We start from the raw sequence: 22,412 nt of genomic DNA, 5'->3' as shown, positions 1-22,412 counted from the left end.
GCCATGTTCAAAAGCCGGAAATGACCAATTATTGTTGATTCATATTATGTTCAATTTGTATAGTGCGTAAGTCCTAGTATTGTTTTATCAGTCTTTGAAAATGCCAAAGCTGCTAACTTCAGCTGAGATATGTATTTATACTTAGGTTGAGACTAAAAAAATTAGATAATGCTGATATATAAATCATACTTAACATTCCGGATCTTATAGCCAGCGGTAGAAGAAATAATACAGGTAAAACCACTCTGTACTCCAGCTATCGGGGAGATTTCAATCATGGCTATGACACCTGTATACTTGTTGACCATTCCTGGAAATCCTAGTGTTAAAATTTCTCAAGATGAATTGCGATCGCTACTGGGTGAAATAGAAACTGAACTACACCACAGTAAAGTTTATCGCCATGCTTTGGCTATGTTGGAAAAGTTGCTCGGCTCTTCACAGGAAAAAGCCAAAATTTTGTTTAAATCTGTCAGCCGAGAAGCAATTGGTTTAGCGTTTCAGAAATTCGCACTAAAGCATCAGACAGTTGCAGATATTAACCCACAGCTAGATACGGCTGTTTCACCAACTGTGGAACCAGAACAATCTAGCGACTTATCACAATACTTAACAACTATTGCATCACCCTCCAAGCAAGGGAATTTACTGCCAGAGTCTAATCTAGCAGACAATACAGTAAGTAGTCCCGAAGGCAAAGCCATAAATAAAACACCAAGCAGGTGGCTCCACCGGACTCAAAAATCTCGCGCTACTGAACAAGCCCAGCAGCGCTTAGAAACTCTCCATCAAATCGGACAACAGCTAAGACAAGCGCGTGAATCTCAAAATCTTTCTCTGCGCCAACTTTATGTTTACACTCATGTATCACTCGATTATATGGAAGCAGTAGAGAATGGAAATTTACATTTATTGCCAGAAGATGTTTTAATTCGTGGCTTTATCCGCGTCATGGGAAATGCCTTGGGACTAAATGGCACAATTTTAGCAGCTTCTTTACCTGCACCCAATCAGGTGAAACCAGTTTTACCCTTTTGGGATCAGTCCAAAAAACGTTCTGGAGCATCGGCAATGGAAATCAGCCCCATACATTTGTATGTGGGCTACGCGGCCTTTATTGCCGGGGCAGTGGGAGGATTGTCATGGATATCTCAGCAAACAAATAGCAAAGGAGCGCTAAATTCAGATGTGGTTATTCCTGGGGCTTCATTCCATAAAGAGTTACCCCAAAGCACTGAAGCAACTACTAAACCGGGCATTAAGTCTGGTATATCTGGTATCAGTGTTGGATCTGATATTGCCCCACCAGAAACACTGTAAACAATTCAAAATCCAATTTTAAATTTTAAATTTTTGAATTTATCAGCACATCTAAAGTGGCTTTTACCATTTTTTGTTCCGAGAAATCTTGGACTCAAATTTGTGCTGTTTTGCCATTGCATCTCCTCATGATTTCTGAGTATATTCTTCTGCATTAAATCAGCGATTTGATGAAAAGAGGCATAGAAGACTTAACTGACCAATGAGGAGTGAATCCTAAAAGTGAAGATGCTTTTGTGATATCAGCTTGGGAATGTTGAATATCTCCTACACGAGCCGGAGCAAAGTTAACTGCTGGTTGCCAATGGGGAAAACAATCTTGGAGAACATCTACAAGCTGGAGCAGAGAGATGGTGTTTCCCGTGCCTATGTTAAATGTCAGGCAGGAACCATTGACCAGAGAAATTGTTAAAGCTTTAGCAAAGGCGATCGCCACATCCTGAACATAAATAAAGTCTCTTGTTTGATTCCCATCACCATACATGGTAATCGGTTTACCTTCCTGCATGGTGTTAACAAAAATAGAAATAACACCAGAATAGGCAGAGGTAGGACTTTGACGCGGGCCAAATACATTAAATAATCTGAGATTGACTACAGACAAGCCAAATTCTTGACTAAATAAACTGGCATATTGCTCACTGACCAATTTTTGTAACCCGTAGGGAGAAATGGGAGCAGTGGGGTTATTTTCTGATATCGGCAGCTGAATAGGATTACCATAAACAGCAGCAGAACTAGTAAACACCAAGCGGGGAATTTTCAGAACTTGACATAACTGAATTACAGCAATAGTTGCAGAAAGATTATTATGATGAGCCGCTAAAGGATGCAACCAAGATTCTGCAACTGATGCCGTTGCTGCTAAGTGAGCAATTCCGTCAATTGGTGTGGTAAAATCTTCAGGCTTACAAGCTAATATATCTTTCTCGATAAATTTGAGCCGGGGATGCTCCTGTAAATTCTGGAAGCTACCAGTTTTAAGGTTGTCAACAACCGTTACTCTATGACCTTCAGATAATAATTGTTCGGTAACATGAGAGCCAATAAAGCCAGCGCCGCCTGTAACAAGAAAGTGCATAATTTTACGAATTTATTAATGAATAACTTAATGTAATTTGCTAGATATTTTTTCTATTGATGGCTGGGAAATATTTTGCAACTTCGTTAGTTTTTGATGGTTAAAATAAAATTTTGCTCCAGAGAAACAGCCGCGAATTTCTGCTAGGAGAGTTTTCAATCTTGGTTGTTGTTTGAAAATACCAAAGAGAATTACATAAGTGAAATAAACTGGCATCAACCCTAGACGCACGAGATTTCCCCAATGTCTATATTTCTCAAACCGAATTAAAAGTTCTGTCACGTGCCCACGCATATAAAAGAATATCTGCCGTTGTAGACTATCCATCTCTTTGCGGTGAGTGTGGTAAACTACAGCAGTTGGTTCATAATGGCAAATCCCGCCTTCAGCCAGGACTCGATACCAAAATTCTGAATCTCCACTACAACCTGCCGCACCAACATCAAGACGTTCATCAAAGTCTCCTACCAGTTCAAAAACTTTACGTCTAAACGCCATATTTGCACCAGCACCTATCCGCCAAGCGGGAACACCCAAAAACTGATATTTGGCAAAATATTGGCTATCAAAGATTAACGACTGATAACCTCTATTAAAACTCCAGTATTTTTCAAATAAATATTGTGATTCAGTTTCTAATTCTGCTGCTATGACTAAACCAGTCAGGGCCATCACTTGAGGATCACGAAAACTTTGCCGCAATCTCATAACCCAATCACTATGCACTACTACATCGTCGTCAGTGTAGGCAATAATGTCACCAGTGCTGTTGTAAATTCCGGCATTACGAGCAAAATCTAAACCTGGTCGAGGTTCTAAGACATAGCGCACACCAGGTATTTGAGTAACCAGTTGCTTTGTTGCATCTGAACTTGGCGCATTATCTACCACTACAATTTCTTCTGGAGGATGGGATAAATTTTGCAGCGATCGCAAGCACTGTGCTATTTGTTCAGGGCGATCGCGTGTACAAATTACCACAGAAACTGAATAGTTTTCACACTTTGACCACTCTTTACATAGCTTGGCAAAAGGCTGTTCCCAAGTTTTCATTAATTCTCTAGGTGAAGTTGTTGTAGAAGCTTCCATAAAAAGAATATTTTTTTTTGAAAAATGGGATTTAAGCGCAGGTGTAATAGTCTGCACAGCTAAATCTAATAATTGTTCCGCAGACATGGGTAATTGCTGGTTTAATATTTCTTGATGACCCAGAGGGATACCATGCCACCAAAATACGACATAAAAAAAAGCAGGATTAGTATCTGCTACTAATATGGGAATATCTTGACTAAGTTCGATATGTAAAATCTTTCGAGGGATAAAATCACTCATTATCAGTTTTTCCTCAGACTAGGGTAATGTTTAATGGTTGCATATACTCAAGGCGCAGACTCATTAACTAAACCGTATTATATTAAAATCACTTATTACAGAAATATTGTTCATCTCAAATCAAGCCTGTAACCAGCGGCGAATAGGAGTAGGTAATATTCGCTGCCCAATAATCTGTAACCGCTTTTTGATTTGATACAAATAGTGCAAAGTCAAATTACGATATGGCAAAAGCCCTATATTCAAAGCTTGCCAAACATCAGGATCTTTAACTACTTGTTCAAATAAATATCCCTCTAGCCATTTTAAAAATTTGAAATGAGCTTCACTACGTCGGTAAGGTTTATATTTTCCTGTTTTTTCTTCAAGATGACAATTAGAATCAGGATGTTGTCGATATCTATCCCAACATTCACTCATTACAAACGCCGGAATCTTTAGATATACTTTAGAAAAAAATGCCCGATCCTCAAATAATCCCTTAAATGATTCTTCAAAACCTCCAGTTTCTGTAAACACTTGGCGTCGAAATAACACACTACAAGTAGCAGGTGCATTAGCTTCATTTGTGAGTAAAAGAGAAAGTAGTTTTGGTGGTTGAAAAACTGTATCAGACTGCACCCCAATTTCCCTTAATACATCTCGTTTTTGGTCTTCAGCTTTACCTGTCCAGCTATACCAATATTCTGTAGGGCCAAAGACAATTCCGACTTCAGGTTGAGATTCCAAAATTGCTACTTGTCGCTCTAATTTTTGTGGTAGCCAAACATCATCAGCATCAAGGAGAGAAATGTAATCTCCTTGAGCATAAGAAATGCCTAAATTACGAGTTGCACTCATCCCTCGATTTTCATGAGATTCGTGTTCCAAATAGCGCACTTTATCGGGATGTTGAGCCGCATATTTTTGAGCAATAGCTGTACTTCCATCTGTGGAACCATCATCTACTAATAGTAGTTCCCAGTTTTGATAAGTCTGATTAAATACACTTTCTATCGCTTCTGATAAAAACTGTTCACAATTCAGAAATATAATAATGGTTGAAATCAGGGAGTTATTATTCATTTGCTTGCCTTAATTGATTTTTTATATTGTTTGAATTTTCTGTAAATAATCCTCTCAGAGTTTTTTATTAACAATTAGCTAACAGAATAAATTTATGTTAGCAATTTTTGTAACAAGATTTTGTTGTTTTACTGCCTTTTAAGAGATAACATATTATTTGCCTGCTTGAAATGTTTTGTCTAACTTTTGCAAAGCGATGCATTTGCGAGTTTTTTGATTAAATTCAGATTACAAGTTTTTGTAATTAACTAGTCAAGGTTATAGCCAATTATCTAGGATTTTCTTAAATTGATTTTTATCCCAGTTTTTAACTTCAAAGCGAGGTAATAAAAACCTATTATTATACTTCCAGGCTGTTTCCTCAACTGTTGAGCAAGCACAGTTAAAATTAGCTTTTTTTACCAAGGAAACAGTATCTTGATTATAAGCACCGAAGGGGTAAGCAAAACTATTCACTGAATGTCCTAACGACTCTTCTAAACTTTGTTTACTTTGCTCAATTTCTTGCTGTTGAAAAGCTGCTGTATGGGTATGCAAGAAGGGATGGGTGATTGTATGCGCTCCTACTTCTATCAAATTTCCCTTTTCTAAAGCGCGAACTTCTTCTAGATTCATGGGACGATGAGTGGGACGTGCAATCGCATCCGCATTTGCCCAAGTAATGATTCTATCAAGAATTTGCTGTTGTTGTTCGGCAAATAAAGACTGTAATTGCTGCCAAACTGAGTAATAAAAAAACAGTCGGGAACCCGGTTTAGCTTCCCAAGGTGGACAAGCATAATCATGCTGATGTTCCTCTTGGCTATAATTAACAGCTTTCCCTAATTTCCACTCCTGAGAACTGCCGTTAATATTCAGACAAAGCTTTTCTGGCAACTTTCCTGGCTTGAGTAAGATTTGCTCTAGTTCATCCCACCAATATTCCCGATTTCTGCCTATATAACCAGTAGTGACAAAGACAGTTGCGGGAATGTGATAACTTTCTAAGATAGGTTTAGCATTGTGCAAGTTGTTGGCATAGCCATCATCAAAAGTAATCGCTACAGCCCGTGAAGGAATTTTACCAGCTTGTTGTGCTTGAGCAAGTTCTTGAAGACTCATAGGTTGAGTATATTGCTGTAAAATTGCCAATTGCTCAGAGAAATTTTCGGGAGTTACGCATAAAGACCAAGGATCAATATCCTGCTCTGCTATGCGGTGATACATTAATATTAATCCTTGAGAAAAAAATCTTTTGGGAAACTGCCGAGTGACTTGCCATAATTTGCTGATTGTGCCTCTCATAACTAATCTTCCGGTTTCATAGCTCTAACGGTGATTAAAACTTCATACTGGCGATCGCCAAAATCTAGTTCTTTAGGACTCAACTCTTGCACAGACAAACCTTGCAAAAAGGCGATCGCCGCTAACACATTACCGTGAGTTTGAATTTGCACATTTTCCTTCGGGAAGAACTCTGCAAACAGTTGTTTGGAAGATAAACTAGTGAAACTCCAGCACCAATACTCAGCCCATTCATCGTTACAAATGTGACTAATACCCGGAAAAGTCGCCAGTAAAACTCCACCCGGTTTGAGAATGCGATAGATAGTTTGCAACGCCAAGCGGTAATCGTAGACTAGATGCAGGGTCTGAGTGAGAATAAAACAGTCAAAGGTATCCGAGGGAATGTGATCAGCATTAGTCAAATCACCTACATAAGTAGCAATGGGATTATTCCCTTTGACGTGTAACACATCTCTAGTTGTGACGCGATCGCCTCCGAACTGTCGAGTATAGGAATCATCCCCAATTTCCAGCACCCGACCCCGAATATCATCAGCATAAGTTGTGAGAAACTTATCCACATAATAACGGTCAATTGGTAACCCCCTGTCATAACCAAACTCGCGGCTAATCGGTGTAACACGGCGTAAATTACCGAAATCAACACTCCCTACAGGATGGCGAAAACTCTGCCATTGGGTTCTCAACCAACGCCACTTATTATTTAACCAGTAATTTACAGGACTTGAATTTGCTTGCTCTTTCGTCATCAGAAAACCCCCTTAAATTTTAGCTAAATTTATTTATAAACTTTGTTGGATCTCACACTCTAATTGCCCATTCAGCTTTTTGATAAAATAGCGAATTTGGCTGATAAGATTGTATAACTTAGGATGGCGATAAGGCCATAAAGCCTTTTGTAATGACTTATCCAGTTCAAGATTTTTCACTCCCCGGTCTGCAATGTATTTTGCTAGCCAATTTAAGAAAATCTGACGGGCTGAATTGAGTTTATAAGGATGATATTCTCCCGTACGCATTGCTACATAAGAACTAGAATCTCGGTGCTGTCGATATTTATCCCAACACCCACCCTCAACAAATACTGGTGACTCCAGAGCAATCTTCGCCAAAAAAACCTGATCCTCATACATATGCTGAATAGCTTCATCAAAACCACCAGTATTTTCCACAATTTGGCGACGAGCCAAAAGGCCACAAGTGCAAGGGAGAATTCCCCCGTCTTGTAAAAAAAGATTGAGTAACGTAGGTGGTGAAAATACAGTATTCGGTTCTACCCCTAGCTTGGAGAGAAAGTCACGGCGAATATCTTCCGGTTTTCCCGTCCAGCCATACCAATAAAGGGTAGGCCCATAAACCATTGCTGTTTCTGGTTGAGATTCGAGAATTGCCACTTGTTTTTCTAGCTTTTGGGGTAAAAAAACATCATCCGCATCCAACAGAGCAATATATTTGCCTTTCGCACGATTAATACCCAAGTTGCGGGAAGTACTTTTTCCCCGATTTTGATGTTCTGGATGTTCTAAATAGTGGATTTTATCAGGGTATTGAGCCGCATATTTTTGAGCAATAATTGTACTCTCATCAGTGGAACCATCATCTACTAAAAATAATTCCCAATGCTCATAAGTTTGGAAAATTACGCTTTCAATTGCTTCCACAAAAAACATTTGCGCGTTGAAAAACGGCGTAATTACAGAAACCAGCGGTTTATTCTGCATAAGTTGTAGTTTTGTGTATGGTTTCTTGATGCTGCCGAAAACGCGCTCCTTGAGATTGTCTCTGTTTAATTGCTCGCAGATAACTTGTTTCTTGTAAAGCGCTCACACTCTCGGCACTGTATTCTGTAAGTAAGCGATCGCGTGCTGCTTGTCCTAGTTGCATTCTTAAGTTTGGGTTAGCCAATAACTCAATCACTGACTGGGAAATTTTTTCGGGGTTATGAGGGGGGATGAGTCGGCCAACTTTTTCTGTATTGAGCATATCCGCCATCCCTCCGGCATTTGTACCGACAATTCCCCTACCAGCGGCCATTGCTTCTAAACAAACACAGGGGAAATTTTCCCACAAACTAGGAAAAACACAAATATCAGTATTGGCTAAAATATCAGGTAGATTTTTTGGAGCTACAACACCAGTAAACTCAATCGATTGGCTGTAAGAACGCAGCATCTTTTCTAAATATTGGCGCATATCTAAGCGTGGATCTGGAGAAGGTTCTGCTGCACCCACAAACCGAAATCGCACATTAGGAAACTGCTGTAAAATTTGGGGAATTGCTTGTGCTAAGTCAATCACACCTTTACGAATTTCCAATCTACCAATAAAAGTTACAGTATTGGTTTGAGTATCAACAGGAATCTTCAGCAACTCCTCACAAGGAATATAAGGATAAGGAACATGACTCACCTTAGCAGCATCCAAACCCCACTCATCAACTAGCAGTTTTCCCAGAGAACGAGAAGGGGAAGCAATTTCATCAGCGCTTACAGCATGCGATCGCTCTATTTCATTGACCTTTAATGTATATAAACGATGGGCTGCACCCATGGGAGAATATCCCCAAGCCGGACGAATTCTCCTGAATAATGAAGCAACATACCAATAACTTTTTCTCAACATCGAGGCATAAGATTCATCATAATTCAACTTTAATAGCAAAATCGAGGGAGTATGCAATTTAAGAACAAACGGGATTTCTGGAACTAATCTTACAGCCTCCCTCGCATCAGCAGCATAGTCAGGCCCTTCCAACACATCAAAACCTATATCCCCATGGCGTTTAGCAAACAGCCGTCCCACAAGTTCTGCAAAATCTTGTTGTTCCAAAGACTTAACTCGGTGGGTGATAACTCCAGCTTCAGCTTCACTCCCAGAACGCTCACGACTACCTGCAAATACTTCTACCTGATGACCAAGTTTACTCAGCATTTTAGCTGACTGATATACATAAGTTGCAATACCGCCATCAGCCGTATCAGGAGGATATTCATAACTAATAAAAGCGATTTTCATCTGTAACTCACACTTAATTGTTTTTAATTTAATTACTTTTGATTATTGACGAGAAATAGAAACAGGAATTTTACAACTTATTGTATGTAAAACTTTTTCTTTCATCCGCCAGATGAAATATTTAATACTGTTGGTTAGATTAGATAAAGTTGGGTTTTGACAGTCCCAAATTTCTTTTTTCAGAGTTTCCCAAATTTCCTGATGTTCGATTCCTTGTGCAGAGAAATAACTTTCTACCCAAAGCAAAAATTTCAATCTGGAAGCCATATAAGCTTTTGTGGCTGCTTCATTAGCACTACAGGTTGCTGGATGCTGTCGATATCTAGCCCAACAATCATTAGCTACAAAAACCGGAAATTTCAGCAGCACTTTTGTAAAAAATACTTGGTCTTCATACATTCCCCGAAAAACTTCTTCAAATTGACCAACTTCTACAAATACTTTTCGCCGCACTAAAACATTACAAGTTGTAGGCGTTTGGCATTTGTTTTTTAATAATAAGAGAAGAAGTTGAGGTGATGGAACCAAGGTATTTGGCTGAACACCAAGATCATAAAAATGATCTTCTTGGCTATCATCAGAATTTTTCGCCCAGCTATACCAAATCTCTGTACGTCCATAAACCATCGCTGCACTAGATTCTGAGTTCAAAATATTGACTTGCTGTTCCAATTTTTTTGGTAGCCAAATATCATCACCATCTAAAAAAGCAATATACTCACCTTCTGCTTTTTGAATACCCAAATTGCGAGAAGCACTCATTCCCCGATTTTGGTGATTTTCATGCTCTAGATAACGAACTTTATCAGGGTATTCTTCAGCAAAGCGACGAGCAATATCTGTGCTACTGTCAACAGAACCATCATCAACTAATAACAGTTCCCAATTTTTATAAGTTTGAGCAAATACGCTCTCGATAGCTTCCTGAATAAACTTTTCTTCATTTAAGAAGATAATAATTCCCGATACTAAAGGTTGAGTGTCCATAAATATATAACCTTTTTATAATAAAGTACCACTATGTTGCAGTTGATAGAGTTTAGAAAACATTCCCTTTAGCTTAAGTAAATCAGAGAATTTTCCTTGCTCAACAACTCTGCCGTGATCAAGTACAATAATCTGGTCAGATTTTTCAATTGTAGATAGACGATGAGCGATCACAATCACAGTCCGATTTTGACTCAGAATATTAACAGCTTCTTGGATTAATCGTTCTGATTCACTATCAAGGGCATTTGTTGCTTCATCTAAAATCAAAATTTGGGGATTACGTAAAATCGCTCTAGCAATAGAAATTCGCTGGCGTTGTCCTCCTGAAAGCCTTACTCCTCTATCACCAATATGAGTATCATAGCCTTGGGGAAGATTACAAATAAATTCATGAGCATAAGCCTGTTTTGCAGCAGCAATAACTTCCTCATCCGAAGCATCCAACCGACTATAAGCAATATTTTCTTTAATGGTTGTACTGAACATATGCACATCTTGACTCACCAGTGCAATTTGACTACGCCAAGAGGACAAATTGAAATTTCTTAAAGGAGAACCGTCTAGATAAATTTCTCCTTGTGTAACTTCATAAAAGCGTAATAGCAGGTTGATTAAAGTTGACTTACCAGAGCCTGAAGGTCCTACAAATGCCGTAGTTTTACCTTTAGGGATACAGATAGAAATTCCCTCGACTGCTGGACTAGTTTGGCTTTCATAACAAAATATAACATCTTCAAAACTAATTGCCAATTCTAGTTTCTTAAAAGGCGCTTTTCCAGAATATATATAAGGCTTGTTAGAAGTATCTAAGAAAGATACAACATTATTTACCGGGCTGAGTAAACCAACTAACTTCGCTCGATTTTTATCAAATTCTTTTATATAAGGCTGTAATCGAGACAACATCAAAATAAAAGTTAGCAAAACTGGTACTGTAGCTTGATTTTGAAAGGCAATGATTAAAATAGCTACTAGTATAGCTACAGAAAAAACTTCAGAAATCGGTTCAACTGCACTAGACAAAAGCTCAAACTTTACACTTACATTGCGGACATTTTTCGATAAATCATCAAACCGGGCTTTTTCGTATGATTCTTGTCCAAAGGAACGGATAACTTTAATTCCTATTATTCCTTCCACTATCCGATTGTAGAGGTCACTATTAGCATTAGTTTTCTGTTCACCAAGGGCAGAAATTTGATATGTTAATTTTCGGATAATTATGGAAATACAAACTAGAGAAACTGCAACAAATATTGTTATCTGCCATGATAGGAGTAGTAAAAGGAGAATAAAAACTGTAATTGTACATCCATGAATAATAATATAAGTAAAATAAGTTAGTGCATCACAAGCAAGGCTAGTTTCCATTTCTAAGGTATTAATCAATCTCCCTGATTGATGGGAATCGATAAAACTCTGGCTAACATTTAAAAGTTGCTGAAAAATCCCCACTCGCAAATGGTGATAAACATTCACATATAGCCAATGAGATAAAGCCTGATAACCATAAGATAGACCACTTTTGAGCAGGAAAGCTAAGAAAATGAAAAAGGGAATTATTAAAAAGCGTTGGCTGGGATGAATAAACAAAAATAGTTGATTGAGATAATTTAAAAATAAATTATTGTAAACGCTAGTTTGTGCTGATGTTTTATCTAAGCTTTGTAATAGAGGAATAAATAGACTGATACCCAACCCTTCAGCGAAAGGAGACAAAGTTCCTAATAGAACAATTACGGGAATTGCCCAAGGATAAAATTTTATCAGGGGCATTAATGCCTTAATTGCTTGTAATTCTTTCATGATGGTTTAGAGGTATTCATACCTTTAAAATGACTGTTTTTTCCATTGTCTTGGTGTGCCAAATATTTTCGGTGCTAGTTGGTGTAAAATTATTTCAACTTGCACTTTCATTGTTTTGTTCAGCTTTTGCTGTTCCGAATTTAAGAAATTATATAAATCGCTAAAATTTTCTGGTTGATTTTTTTGATAATTTATGTCAGCAATTGGTTGGATTTGTGTTTGTGGTTGATAGATAGGTACAACCGAACCTGTAGTTCTTTGGGTAAGCAGTTTGAAGATGCTAGTTAATAATAATTTATATAAGCTTAAACGAAAACAAGGCGTTATGATATCGGCTTTTAAAGCTTTATATAGCCAGTTCAAACTAATTCTAGGATTATTACCTTGATTACTTTGATTAGCTAAGTACATATAGAAACTACTGGCAGATAATCGTTCTATATATGTAGGCATATTAGGATATTTACCTCGAATCGATTGCCACATTAAATCATGGGATTTTGCCATCTGGCTATAGTCCTTGGACATACTATTAGGAAGTTGACGATAGCCGACTAAAATTTCTGGAACTACTCTAAATTGGTAGTATTCGGCAATCCGTAAGCAAATATCCCAATCTTCACTTCCCTGAGCATCTTGCTTCTTCAATCCACTATCATATCCACCAACTTGCTCGAAGCACGTCCGACGAATCATGATAGAACTGGCATTACCAATAAAATAATGAAGCAGCAATGTTGTATAAACGTCACCTTCTATCCTAGAGGCTCGAAAGTATCCAGTTGGCATTTCATTTTCTTCGATATCCATCGACCAAGAATATACTAAGCCGACTTCTGAACCTGCTTGCAACATACATTGCACTTGCTTTTCAATTTTTTGTGGATACCAAATATCATCAGCATCAATTGGGGCAATGAATTCTCCCCGTGAGTTTTCTATTGCTAAATTACGTGCAGATGCTACTCCAGAATTAGATTGTTGTAGCAAGATGATTTGCTGATATTTTTGGGCGATACTTCTAACGATTTCAGCCGTTTTATCTTGAGAACCATCATCTACGACTAAAATTTCGATATTTTTATATGTTTGTTCAATGATTGAATATAGTGTTTTAGCTATAAATTTTTCGGCGTTATATGCAGGAACGATTACCGATACTAAAGGGATATGAGCGTCAGGCTGTTGAGTAATCATATATCTATTCTTGAAGCAGTTTTAATAATTTGCATAGTTAATTAGCTGTATTTTTTTCGTCTGCTTTTAATTAATTCGGGCATACAGTTGATGAAAATGCTTGCCCTACAAGGCTTTTTAGGTTAAATGATGGGTATAGTAGCTATTTTGTTACCATCATCGATCTAGCGATCGCATAACTCCCGGTTTTTTCCCATATTTAGATACTTATATCAGACTTTCCTAAGTACTATAAGGGTTTACCACAGGTAATACAAAGTAATCACGTAGATACTCAAGTTTAGTAATTGCTTACAGACAGGTAGCTAAACATTCAAGGCTCTTGTAAGTAGAGAGAACAATTGATACGGAGCATACTTGAACTCTATTAAGACTGACATGGTTTTTCAGGTATTCCTAGCTCTGGGAAATTCTGCTAATAGTAGCGTAAAGCTATGTTTTTTAATTACCGCATCCACTTTTTGGTAGATTTATTTAAACTTATTTATGAGGTTATGTAGATTTTACAACTCTACTGATAAAATTATCAAATATTAAGGCTGTAATTTCTCTGGCTGTAGAAAAAGTTCATCACAACTTTATTTTCTTTGGCAAAATAAATTCCTCCAAGAAGATTCCGTAAAGATACGGAGGAATGAGTTTAAATGATCAATGTTTAAGCGCTATATTAACGACATACAAAATAACAAAAGATTTATTACTGCTATATACGATGGCATCATCTACCGTACAAAATCTACCAAGTGTTTCGGAAATTACAGTACATAATTTACCAAAAGTTTCAGTAATTATACCTGTGTACAACGGAGGTGAAAATTTTCATCGCTGTCTGACGAGTATGGCTAAAGCTGCATCTTCTGCCTTGGAAGTGATTGTTGTTGCTGATGGTGACACAGATGGTTCATGGCTCCTAGCCAAAAACTTTGGTGTGAAGGTAATTAGAAATCCTAAATCGGTAGGCCCTGCCAAAGCTCGGAACTTAGGAGCCAAAGTAGCACGAGGTGAAGTGCTATTTTTTGTAGATGCCGATGTGGAGATTTATCCAGAGACGATAGATAAAGTTGCGATCGCCTTTCAGCAAGAGCCAGAGATAGCAGCTCTCATTGGCTGCTACGATGATGCACCAGGAGCAGACAATTTTTTGTCCCAGTACAAAAATTTATTCCACCATTACACTCACCAAACAGCATCTGAACAAGCATCAACCTTTTGGGGTGCATGTGGAGCAATCCGCCGCGATGTATTCCTAGAAATCGGCGGGTTTGACGAAAGTTATCGCCATCCCTCCGTAGAAGACATTGAATTAGGCTATCGGCTCAAGCATCATGGTTATCAAATTAAGCTATGTAAGCACATACAGGTTAAGCATCTTAAGTGCTGGAAAGTGATTTCTCTACTTAAAGCGGAGATTTTCTACCGTGCTCTTCCATGGACTGCCTTAATATTGCGCGATCGCCAAATAATCAACGACTTAAATCTAAATTTAACAAACCGAATTAGCGTAGTATTACTCTACGCACTTTTGGGTAGCGTGATAGCAGCTTGTTGGTGGACAAGTTCTCTAATACTCACCTTTACTTTCAGTCTTGCACTTCTAATACTCAACGCCTCTGTTTACCAATTCTTTTGGGAAAAGCGAGGTTTTTCATTTACACTCCTAACTATTTTCTGGCATTGGCTTTACTACCTTTACAGCGGACTAGCATTTGCTATTGGGTTAGTTCGGCACCAAATACTCAATAAACCCAGATATTCTTTCCGGCTATTTCAAAATTTTTCCTAGTTCAATTTTTGACTCCTCAAAAATCCCCATCATGAAGCGATAGGGGACTATCAATAGCTATTCACTAACCAGAAAATCATAGACCACAGCTTAATGCGTTGTCTATTAGGTAATTCAATCTCAATGAATTGCTAAATTGGGCACGCATTTATCAAGTAATTTGGAGCTAAATCATTGGAAAAACATCCTGTAGTTATCATTGGGGCGGGCCCAGCCGGTTTGACATCTGCCTATCAACTTGTAAAGCAAGGAATTAAGCCTATAGTTTTGGAAAAAGCCGATAAAGTTGGTGGTATTGCTCGCACAGAAATATATAAAGGCTATCGCTTCGATATTGGTGGTCATCGCTTTTATACCAAAGTAGAAGAAGTTCAAAAACTCTGGCAAGAAGTCCTTGGAGAAGACTTTCTCAAAGTTCCCCGGATGTCACGCATCTATTATCGGAATCGATTCTTCAACTATCCCCTATCAATTTTTAACACCCTATCAAATATCGGCATCATCGAAAGTTTATTAATTTTATTGAGCTACTTCAAGGCACAGTTATGGCCTTGTCCTCAAGAAGATACTTTAGACCAGTGGGTAACTAATCGTTTCGGCAGTCGTCTCTACAAAATCTTCTTCAAAACCTACACCGAAAAAGTCTGGGGTATCCCCTGCAACAAAATTCAAGCAGAATGGGCAGCACAACGCATCAAAGGATTGTCTTTAAAGACAGCCATCTTAAATGCCCTATTTGGTAGCAACGATACTAAAACCTTGATTAAAGAGTTTGATTATCCAGCTTTGGGCCCAGGAATGATGTGGGAGAAATTTCAAGAAGCGGTAGACAGCAAAGGTGGTCAAGTCTGTCTCAATACTGGAGTTATTCGTATTGAAAGAGAAGGCAATCATATCAATAAAATCATTGCTCAAAAAGACGGCGAGACTTTCCAAATTGCTGGAGAAAATTTCATCTCCACCATGCCTGTAACTACACTGATAGATCGGCTCGATCCACCGGCTCCAGACGAAGTAATCCAAGCAGCCAAATCACTCAATTATCGCAACTTTATCATTGTCTCGCTGATTATTGACGCGAAAGATTTGTTTCCCGATAACTGGATTTATGTTCATAGTTCAGAAGTTAAAGTAGGTCGCATCCAAAACTTTAAAAATTGGAGTCCGGAAATGGTTCCCGATGCCAACAAAACCTGTTTAGGTATGGAATACTTCTGTAGCTATGGTGATGAGATTTGGACAATGTCTGATAGTGAGTTGCTAGATTTAGCAACAACTGAAATAGCACGTTTGGGACTTGCTGAAGCAAATAAAGTCGAAGATGGTGTTGTCCTGCGTCAAGCGAAAGCTTATCCCGTATACGACCGGGATTATCGTCAGCATTTGCAAGTTATTCAAAAGTATTTGGAAAATTTTGATAACCTGCAAACAATTGGTCGTAACGGAATGCACCGTTATAACAATCAAGACCACTCTATGTTGACGGGAATGCTTGCCGTTAGGAACTTACTAGGTGAAAACAATGACCTGTGGGAAGTAAATACTGAACGTTCTTATTATGAAGAGTTCACAAAAGACGATTTAAAAAATCAAAAGGCTCTGCAAGTACTAGAAACCAAATCCTAAGAAGATAAATGTAAAGAAATCAGACGAAAACTTCAGGTTTCTTCAATTTCTCGCCATGACTGAAACCTGAAATTACTTAAAATATTACACTCAATACCCTTGGTGTTAAGAGGTTGTTTGAAAAGTCTAATTTATTACTCACCGGGCGACTGGAAGTCGCGGCTTTCTCATCCTGTCCAAAATCGCCATGCTTTAGATCCCAATGCGTCATGAGAATTGCATCGCTTCTTGTACAATCTGTTGTTGATCAAGCTCAGTAACATTTTTTTGATAGAGTGATGCTTTGTTGAATGCTCTTCATCTCTATGTCCCAGGTATCGCTCCCCCAATCGCTTCAGAAAGACCTACCGCTCACCGCTCTTGCGCCCATGCAGGATGTGACAAACCTCTGGTTTATGAAGATCATTGCCCACTACGGCAGTCCTGACTACTTCTTCACCGAGTATTTCCGCGTCAATCATACCTCACGGCTAAATCGTAGCATTCTGGCAGCAATCACCGAAAACGACACAGGTCGCCCGGTTTTTGCTCAAATGATTGGCGAAAGCATTCCTGACTTAGTAAGAACAGCAAAGGAACTCTGCGGCTATAATATTGCTGGAGTAGACTTGAACATGGGCTGTCCAGCACCTCGAATCTATCGCAAAAATGTTGGGGGTGGATTGCTGCGAGAACCGGAAAAAGTAGAGCGGATTTTGGGAGAACTGCGTTCTGCTGTGAACGATCGCCCTTTGACTGTCAAGATGCGCGTAGGCTTTGAAAATACAGATAACTTTTACTCCATACTAGATATAATCAATAGCCACAGCATTGATTTACTGAGTTTACATGGTCGCACGGTGAAAGATATGTACCACGGGGCAGTGAAATATGATTTGATTGCGGAAGCGGTCAAACGAGTCCATTGTCCAGTACTGGCTAATGGTAATATCAACTCGGCGACAACTGCTGTTGAAGTGCTTTCTCAAACGGGCGCGGCGGGTGTGATGGTGGGACGTTGGGCGATTGGGAATCCTTGGCTTTTTAATCAAATTCGCCAGGCTTTGCGAGGAGAGCAGATCACACCCGTTCCTTTAGTAGAGGTACGCAACTATATTGATCGTTTATGGCAAACCCCCACAGCGCCAACTATACCAGTGCGAGCGCGTGTAGGCTACCTGAAAATGTTCCTCAACTACATTGCTTTGAGTGTTGACGCTGAAGGTCATTTTCTGCGGCTGATGCGACACACATCTACCGAGGTAGAACTGTTTACCCTCTGCGATCGCTTTCTCCTTGCTGAAGGAACGAAAACTTTAGCTCTAGCACCCTCCTTGAGCGTGTAACTGTCCATAATGGGGTATTACAGCATGGGTGGCGTGGCTGTGCCGCAACCAGTGTGGGGAGGTGATGCGGCTAAAAAGTGCTACTTCGGCAATGGATTTGATGATGCGGCGGATGTAGCGTGTTGCCGATGGGTTCACCCGTTTTTTGGCTTGTGAAAAGCGACTCAGTTTTGTCTTTGGCGTGTTGCCGATTAGCCAGAAGGTATTGGTAAAGTTCTGTTGGTATGGGAACATCGCGCTCCTTGTCTCCTTAAGAATTTTGCCAAATTAATTGATTTTAGCTTTATTGGTAAAATCTTTCTCAGAAATCACCTTAAGTCCAAACTAGTTTGTTTTAGTACTTTGTTTAATATGTTCAAAGCTGCGTTATGGTCTCGATCCAAAACACATCTTTGATAAAACAAGCAATCTTGGCTTATGGCCGCTTTTTTTCATATAGCGCTACCCTATAGTTTCAGGATAGATGATGTTTAACAACATATCAAAATTACAATTAAGACAACTATTTTTTTTTGGTCTAGTTGCCTTATATCTAGGAATATTCTTTTTTTCCAATAAACTCCAATTTGCGCCAGTTTGGGATGAGAAGCATTTCTGGGGAACCAGCCTGCTGTTTAGCAAAAGTCTGATTCCTGATTTAGGTCTATTGCGAAATTATCCTGAATTAAATACACCACTGCCTTTTATAATTTTTGGCACTCTTGAACATCTATTTCATGGTGGATTATTTGTTGGGCGTTTGCTAAATTTGCTTCTCTCATTCGTAATTATCTGCTTGGTTGGATTTTCTGGCATTAGCAAAAGCCAATCTGGTTTTATAGCAGCATCTGGCATCTTACTATCACCATATTATCTTTTCCATAGTATAGTTTTGTATACAGATATTATTGCCATATTTTTCGTAGTATTTGGCTTCTGGTTTTACATCCGTTCTCAACATATTTTGAGCTGCCTAGCCTTTATTTTGGCAATTGCCTCACGCCAATATATGCTGGCGTTCCCCTTAGCTATAGCAGCTTATGAGTTGAGTTGTTCTTGGAAAACAGGATTCAAACTCCGCATTCAATTGTTAGCTCCTATAGTTGCTTCATCATCTATTTTTGGATGGATTTGGCTCTTTGGTGGACTAGCTCCACAATCTGGGTTAGGGACAGAAGTTACTCCGGAAATTCAACAATTAGTCTGGGCTTTTTCAATTAATGGTAGCCTTTACTTCCTAGCCTGGGTTGGATTAAATTTTGTAGTTCCTGAATGGGTTTTACTTTCTAGAAAAATTAATCAGCGCCAGATATTTATTCCTAAAAATTGTTGTCTAGCTCTGGGGATACTGCTGTTATTTATTATATCGTTTCACAGCTTTGAGTCTCATGGAATTCTCAAAAACGCAACAGAGTTATTACCAAGTGATTTTTTAAAATTTGTAGTATTTTACTGTTTGGCTCTATTAGCTTGTGTACGCTTTTCACGTATTAATCTAGCTTTCTGGGTGATTTTAATGAACTGTGGAATCATGCTTAAGGCTTACCCTTGGGAGAAATACGTTCTCCCATTAATTGTAGTATTTTGGTATTTTCAATCTATTAATCTCCTAGACAACACACCAAAAGATGGTGTTGCCAAGACAAAGACATAGAAATAGGGCCTTTTCGGCTTTCTTAGCTAGTCTTATACATTTTAAAGACCAGTAACGCAGGGAATTTACATAAAGTTTTAACTAAAACATGGTAGATGCCCTGCTTTTGCATTTAGCCCTTGTATACCAAACATTTTAACCCTGTATGTCAGTGTTATAACGCGTTATATCCATTAAAGAGTGTATAAAGTTGGCGGGTATTCCGTTTATTGGCAGAGAAAAATGTGTACTTTATCTACATAGATAATTTTTTGTAGGCGATTTGATTGATATGAAATTAACATTATTTTTTCCTGCCTTTGTTGCAGCCACAGGTGTTGCTCTTGCTGTAACCGCTATTCCAGCAGCAGCCGCTGTTGTTGGATGTAGTAGCGGTAGTGTCACAGCAGGTGGTAATGCCTACAGTTCTTGCTCTGGCATAATTATTGGTAACAACCGGGGTGCTGGAACCGATAATTTAGAATATAGACTCAATTCTGACAACCTAGCGTTGCTACCACAGAGCGGCTCGGCATTGGATTTTACAAAATATACATGGACTTTGGCCACTGCATCTCTGGGCTTCCAACCTAATAACTACAATACGAGTGGAACATGGAGTCTGGGTGCTGGAAAAAGTATTAACTCTCCCTTTGCGATCGCAGTCAAGGGCGGCCCCGACTATAGCGCCTACTTTTTTAACGCTGCCAGCAACATCACAAGCGGTACTTGGAATACTTTTGGTATCGCCAAGGGGAATGGTCAACCAGGCCCTGGTCTTTCCCATCTCGACATATACGTTGCTACTGCTAAAGATGTTCCCGAACCTCTAAGTATTCTTGGCACGGTTGCGGCTTTTGGTTTTGGCGGCTTGTTGAAGCGGAAGCATGGCAATCAGGCGAACAAAGAACAAGCATCAGCCTAATCAAATTTGAATCCAGTAGGTCTGATTTCTGGGAATTTGAAAGAGTCTAAAGAATAGATGGGTAATGGGTTTTGTCTATTACCCATTATCTATTACGGGTTGCTAGTAATTGCACTCAAATCTGGCTCCCTGAGTGAGTTGAGCAATGTCCACATCTGCAAATCAGTGAAATCTGGAATTGCCATAAATGCGCCGATTTCCTGCAAAAATTGGGGATTATGGGTGGAGGCAATGCCAATGGTGCGGATACCAGCGCTGACAGCAGATAGAATTCCAGAGGGAGAATCTTCTAGGGCGATCGCATTTTCTGCTGTAATTCCCAACTGGCTCAAAGCAACTTGGTAGGGTGCGGGATCTGGTTTACCCGCTATACAATCCTCGGCTAAAACAACTGCGTGGAAAGCTGCTTTTATTCCCAAAACTTCTAGCATGAATTCTGCATTTAATCTAGGGGCATTGGTCACTAAAGCGCGTTTTAGCTGATGTGTCTCTGTCCATGCCAGTAGTTCAGCAAATCCGCTCAAAGATTGCAGATGTGGGGCAAGTTGGCGGAAAAGCGCTTCTTTTTCGTCTGCGAACTTTTGCCCCGCTGCTGGTGATAGTTGCGGTAGAATGTCTTTGATAATCTCTGGGTTTAGTCGCCCACTAATTCGAGATTTGTAGAAGGTTTCGTCAATTTCCATGCCGGAATTTAACAGCATTTGCCGCCAAGCTTGGTAGTGTATCGGGTCTGTGTTGACAATAGTGCCGTCTAGGTCAAAGAGAATTGCAGCCAGCATGGTTTTTTGGTGTGATTATATTAATAATTATTAACTTAATTTACACTGTTTTCTTGTTTTGAGATGCCCCGAAGGTAAATTTTGGGTAGTTGATCTTTCTGTGTAAGCAAATGTTAGCGGCTACAAAGTTTTTTCGTGTCGATGAATTAATGGTGCAGATTTACAACTCCGAAGTGGAAATGGCTCAGGATGTTGCCGAAATTGCACACAAGTATTTACAGAATCTCCTCCAGGAACAGGATACAGTCGCTGTATTATTAGCCACAGGGAATTCTCAACTCAAATTTCTCGATGCTTTGATTGCCTTGGGTGGTGTAGACTGGTCGCGGATTACCTTATTCCATCTAGATGAATATTTGGGTATTAGTGCTGACCATGCTGCCAGTTTCCGGCGCTATCTGCGGGAGCGTGTTGATCAGCGGGTGGCTCCTAAAGAATTTCACTATATAGAGGGTGATGCCTTGCAACCTATCGCCGAATGCGATCGCTACACCAAACTGCTACAAGCTCAACCAATTGACTTGTGCTGTCTCGGTATTGGCGAAAATGGACATTTGGCTTTTAACGATCCAGCAGTGGCCAATTTTCAAGATATACACAGCATTAAACTAGTAAAACTGGATACTGTGAACCGTCAGCAACAAGTAAACACAGGTCATTTTTCTAATCTAGAAGCTGTCCCGCAATATGCTTTTACTGTAACTATCCCCATGATTTGTTCCGCCAAAAAAATTATCTGCCTAGTACCAGAAACACGTAAAGCTAAGGTGGTAAAGAAGATATTGTATGGAGATATTACTACCGACTATCCCGCTTCTATTCTGCGTCAACAACCCCAGGCTACTTTATTTTTAGATGTTAATTCTGCTAGCCTGCTGGCTTAACTTTTTGAGACAGGGGCATTGCCATTTTTATCAACATCGACACCAGCCCCTACAGGTAGATTTGAAAATTTTGAATTTTGTGCCTCTTGCAGAGAATCTGCGCTTCCTTAGCAGCTTGCGGCAGGCTCAATGCAAGAATTTTGAATTACTTAACTATAGGCTCTTGAAGCTTGAAATTAGACAAACAAGCTTCAAGATGAGGGCAATCTTCACATTGGAGGGTTTTGCCTGGATTGGCACATCCACAGGGAGGATTCACAAAACATTCAGAAGGTTGTTTGGGCATCCAAGATTTTTTAAGTACAAAGTATACGATTACTTCTTGGAGGCAAAAAATCAAATCTCTGATCATAAAAATTAAAATTTAGACCAATAATAAAATAAA

Annotated in this window: 19 protein-coding genes; 7 read left to right on the top strand and 12 right to left on the bottom strand. The window is 39.2% G+C overall.

All coding sequences use genetic code 11. From position 1 onward, the window contains the following. Positions 1 to 276: 276 nt before the first annotated feature. Positions 277 to 1,320, top strand: coding sequence for a helix-turn-helix domain-containing protein (locus H6G32_RS17630; protein WP_190460628.1), 1,044 nt, complete (start codon positions 277 to 279; stop codon positions 1,318 to 1,320). Between the two features lie 154 nt (positions 1,321 to 1,474). On the opposite strand, the gene H6G32_RS17625 is transcribed toward H6G32_RS17630, so the two are convergent. From H6G32_RS17625 to H6G32_RS17585, 10 genes are all read right to left on the bottom strand, one after another. After that, positions 1,475 to 2,401, bottom strand: coding sequence for an NAD-dependent epimerase/dehydratase family protein (locus H6G32_RS17625; RefSeq protein WP_190460626.1), 927 nt, complete (start codon positions 2,399 to 2,401; stop codon positions 1,475 to 1,477). Positions 2,402 to 2,428: 27 nt separating this feature from the next. Continuing rightward, on the bottom strand, positions 2,429 to 3,733 hold the full coding sequence (locus H6G32_RS17620) for a glycosyltransferase family 2 protein (protein WP_190460624.1): 1,305 nt from the start codon (positions 3,731 to 3,733) through the stop codon (positions 2,429 to 2,431). A gap of 120 nt (positions 3,734 to 3,853) precedes the next feature. Continuing rightward, entirely contained in the window at positions 3,854 to 4,798 is a 945-nt protein-coding gene (locus H6G32_RS17615; protein ID WP_190460622.1) for a glycosyltransferase family 2 protein, read from the bottom strand. 258 nt (positions 4,799 to 5,056) lie between these two features. Continuing rightward, positions 5,057 to 6,082: a polysaccharide deacetylase family protein gene (locus tag H6G32_RS17610; protein ID WP_190460620.1), complete on the bottom strand. Its 1,026-nt coding sequence runs from the start codon at positions 6,080 to 6,082 to the stop codon at positions 5,057 to 5,059. 2 nt (positions 6,083 to 6,084) lie between these two features. After that, positions 6,085 to 6,834, bottom strand: a complete 750-nt coding sequence (locus tag H6G32_RS26475) for a class I SAM-dependent methyltransferase (protein ID WP_199328148.1) — start codon at positions 6,832 to 6,834, stop codon at positions 6,085 to 6,087. Positions 6,835 to 6,867: 33 nt separating this feature from the next. Beyond that, positions 6,868 to 7,806: a glycosyltransferase family 2 protein gene (locus tag H6G32_RS26470; RefSeq protein WP_199328147.1), complete on the bottom strand. Its 939-nt coding sequence runs from the start codon at positions 7,804 to 7,806 to the stop codon at positions 6,868 to 6,870. Further along, positions 7,796 to 9,100: a glycosyltransferase family 4 protein gene (locus H6G32_RS17600; RefSeq protein WP_190460618.1), complete on the bottom strand. Its 1,305-nt coding sequence runs from the start codon at positions 9,098 to 9,100 to the stop codon at positions 7,796 to 7,798. The genes H6G32_RS26470 and H6G32_RS17600 overlap by 11 nt, the downstream gene beginning before the upstream one ends. Before the next feature lie 42 nt (positions 9,101 to 9,142). Continuing rightward, positions 9,143 to 10,087, bottom strand: a complete 945-nt coding sequence (locus H6G32_RS17595) for a glycosyltransferase family 2 protein (protein ID WP_190460616.1) — start codon at positions 10,085 to 10,087, stop codon at positions 9,143 to 9,145. A 15-nt stretch (positions 10,088 to 10,102) separates the two neighbouring features. Then, entirely contained in the window at positions 10,103 to 11,896 is a 1,794-nt protein-coding gene (locus H6G32_RS17590; protein ID WP_190460613.1) for an ABC transporter ATP-binding protein, read from the bottom strand. Positions 11,897 to 11,920: 24 nt separating this feature from the next. Continuing rightward, positions 11,921 to 13,093, bottom strand: coding sequence for a glycosyltransferase family 2 protein (locus tag H6G32_RS17585; protein ID WP_190460611.1), 1,173 nt, complete (start codon positions 13,091 to 13,093; stop codon positions 11,921 to 11,923). A gap of 712 nt (positions 13,094 to 13,805) precedes the next feature. Here H6G32_RS17585 and H6G32_RS17580 point away from each other — a divergent pair. From H6G32_RS17580 to H6G32_RS17570, 3 genes are all read left to right on the top strand, one after another. Then, entirely contained in the window at positions 13,806 to 14,876 is a 1,071-nt protein-coding gene (locus H6G32_RS17580) for a glycosyltransferase (RefSeq protein ID WP_190460609.1), read from the top strand. A 174-nt stretch (positions 14,877 to 15,050) separates the two neighbouring features. After that, positions 15,051 to 16,502, top strand: a complete 1,452-nt coding sequence (locus H6G32_RS17575) for an NAD(P)/FAD-dependent oxidoreductase (RefSeq protein ID WP_190460607.1) — start codon at positions 15,051 to 15,053, stop codon at positions 16,500 to 16,502. Positions 16,503 to 16,807: 305 nt separating this feature from the next. Continuing rightward, the gene (locus H6G32_RS17570; RefSeq protein WP_190460641.1) at positions 16,808 to 17,827 is read left to right on the top strand and encodes a tRNA-dihydrouridine synthase family protein; all 1,020 of its coding nucleotides are present in this window, start codon (positions 16,808 to 16,810) and stop codon (positions 17,825 to 17,827) included. Here H6G32_RS17570 and H6G32_RS17565 read toward each other — a convergent pair. Next, complete coding sequence (locus tag H6G32_RS17565; RefSeq protein ID WP_242046634.1) at positions 17,804 to 18,061, bottom strand: hypothetical protein; 258 nt, start codon at positions 18,059 to 18,061, stop codon at positions 17,804 to 17,806. The two genes, H6G32_RS17570 and H6G32_RS17565, sit on opposite strands and share 24 nt — an antisense overlap. A 229-nt stretch (positions 18,062 to 18,290) precedes the next feature. Between H6G32_RS17565 and H6G32_RS17560 the strand changes: the two genes are divergently transcribed. Continuing rightward, positions 18,291 to 19,460 carry a hypothetical protein gene (locus tag H6G32_RS17560; RefSeq protein WP_190460605.1) on the top strand — a complete coding sequence of 390 codons (1,170 nt, stop codon included), beginning with the start codon at positions 18,291 to 18,293 and terminating at the stop codon, positions 19,458 to 19,460. Between the two features lie 271 nt (positions 19,461 to 19,731). Then, positions 19,732 to 20,364 (top strand): PEP-CTERM sorting domain-containing protein, encoded by a 633-nt coding sequence (locus tag H6G32_RS17555; protein ID WP_190460603.1) that lies wholly within the window; start codon positions 19,732 to 19,734, stop codon positions 20,362 to 20,364. A 92-nt stretch (positions 20,365 to 20,456) separates the two neighbouring features. Here the strand turns inward: H6G32_RS17555 and H6G32_RS17550 are convergent, their stop codons facing one another. After that, positions 20,457 to 21,143, bottom strand: coding sequence for an HAD family hydrolase (locus tag H6G32_RS17550; protein ID WP_190460601.1), 687 nt, complete (start codon positions 21,141 to 21,143; stop codon positions 20,457 to 20,459). Positions 21,144 to 21,253: 110 nt separating this feature from the next. Between H6G32_RS17550 and H6G32_RS17545 the strand changes: the two genes are divergently transcribed. After that, positions 21,254 to 22,027 carry a glucosamine-6-phosphate deaminase gene (locus H6G32_RS17545; protein ID WP_190460599.1) on the top strand — a complete coding sequence of 258 codons (774 nt, stop codon included), beginning with the start codon at positions 21,254 to 21,256 and terminating at the stop codon, positions 22,025 to 22,027. Positions 22,028 to 22,412 lie beyond the last annotated feature (385 nt).

Origin of the sequence: Cylindrospermum sp. FACHB-282, from assembly GCF_014697195.1 — a bacterium.
Taxonomy (GTDB): Bacteria; Cyanobacteriota; Cyanobacteriia; order Cyanobacteriales; family Nostocaceae; genus Cylindrospermum.
This window is presented reverse-complemented; position numbering and strand designations above follow the sequence as displayed.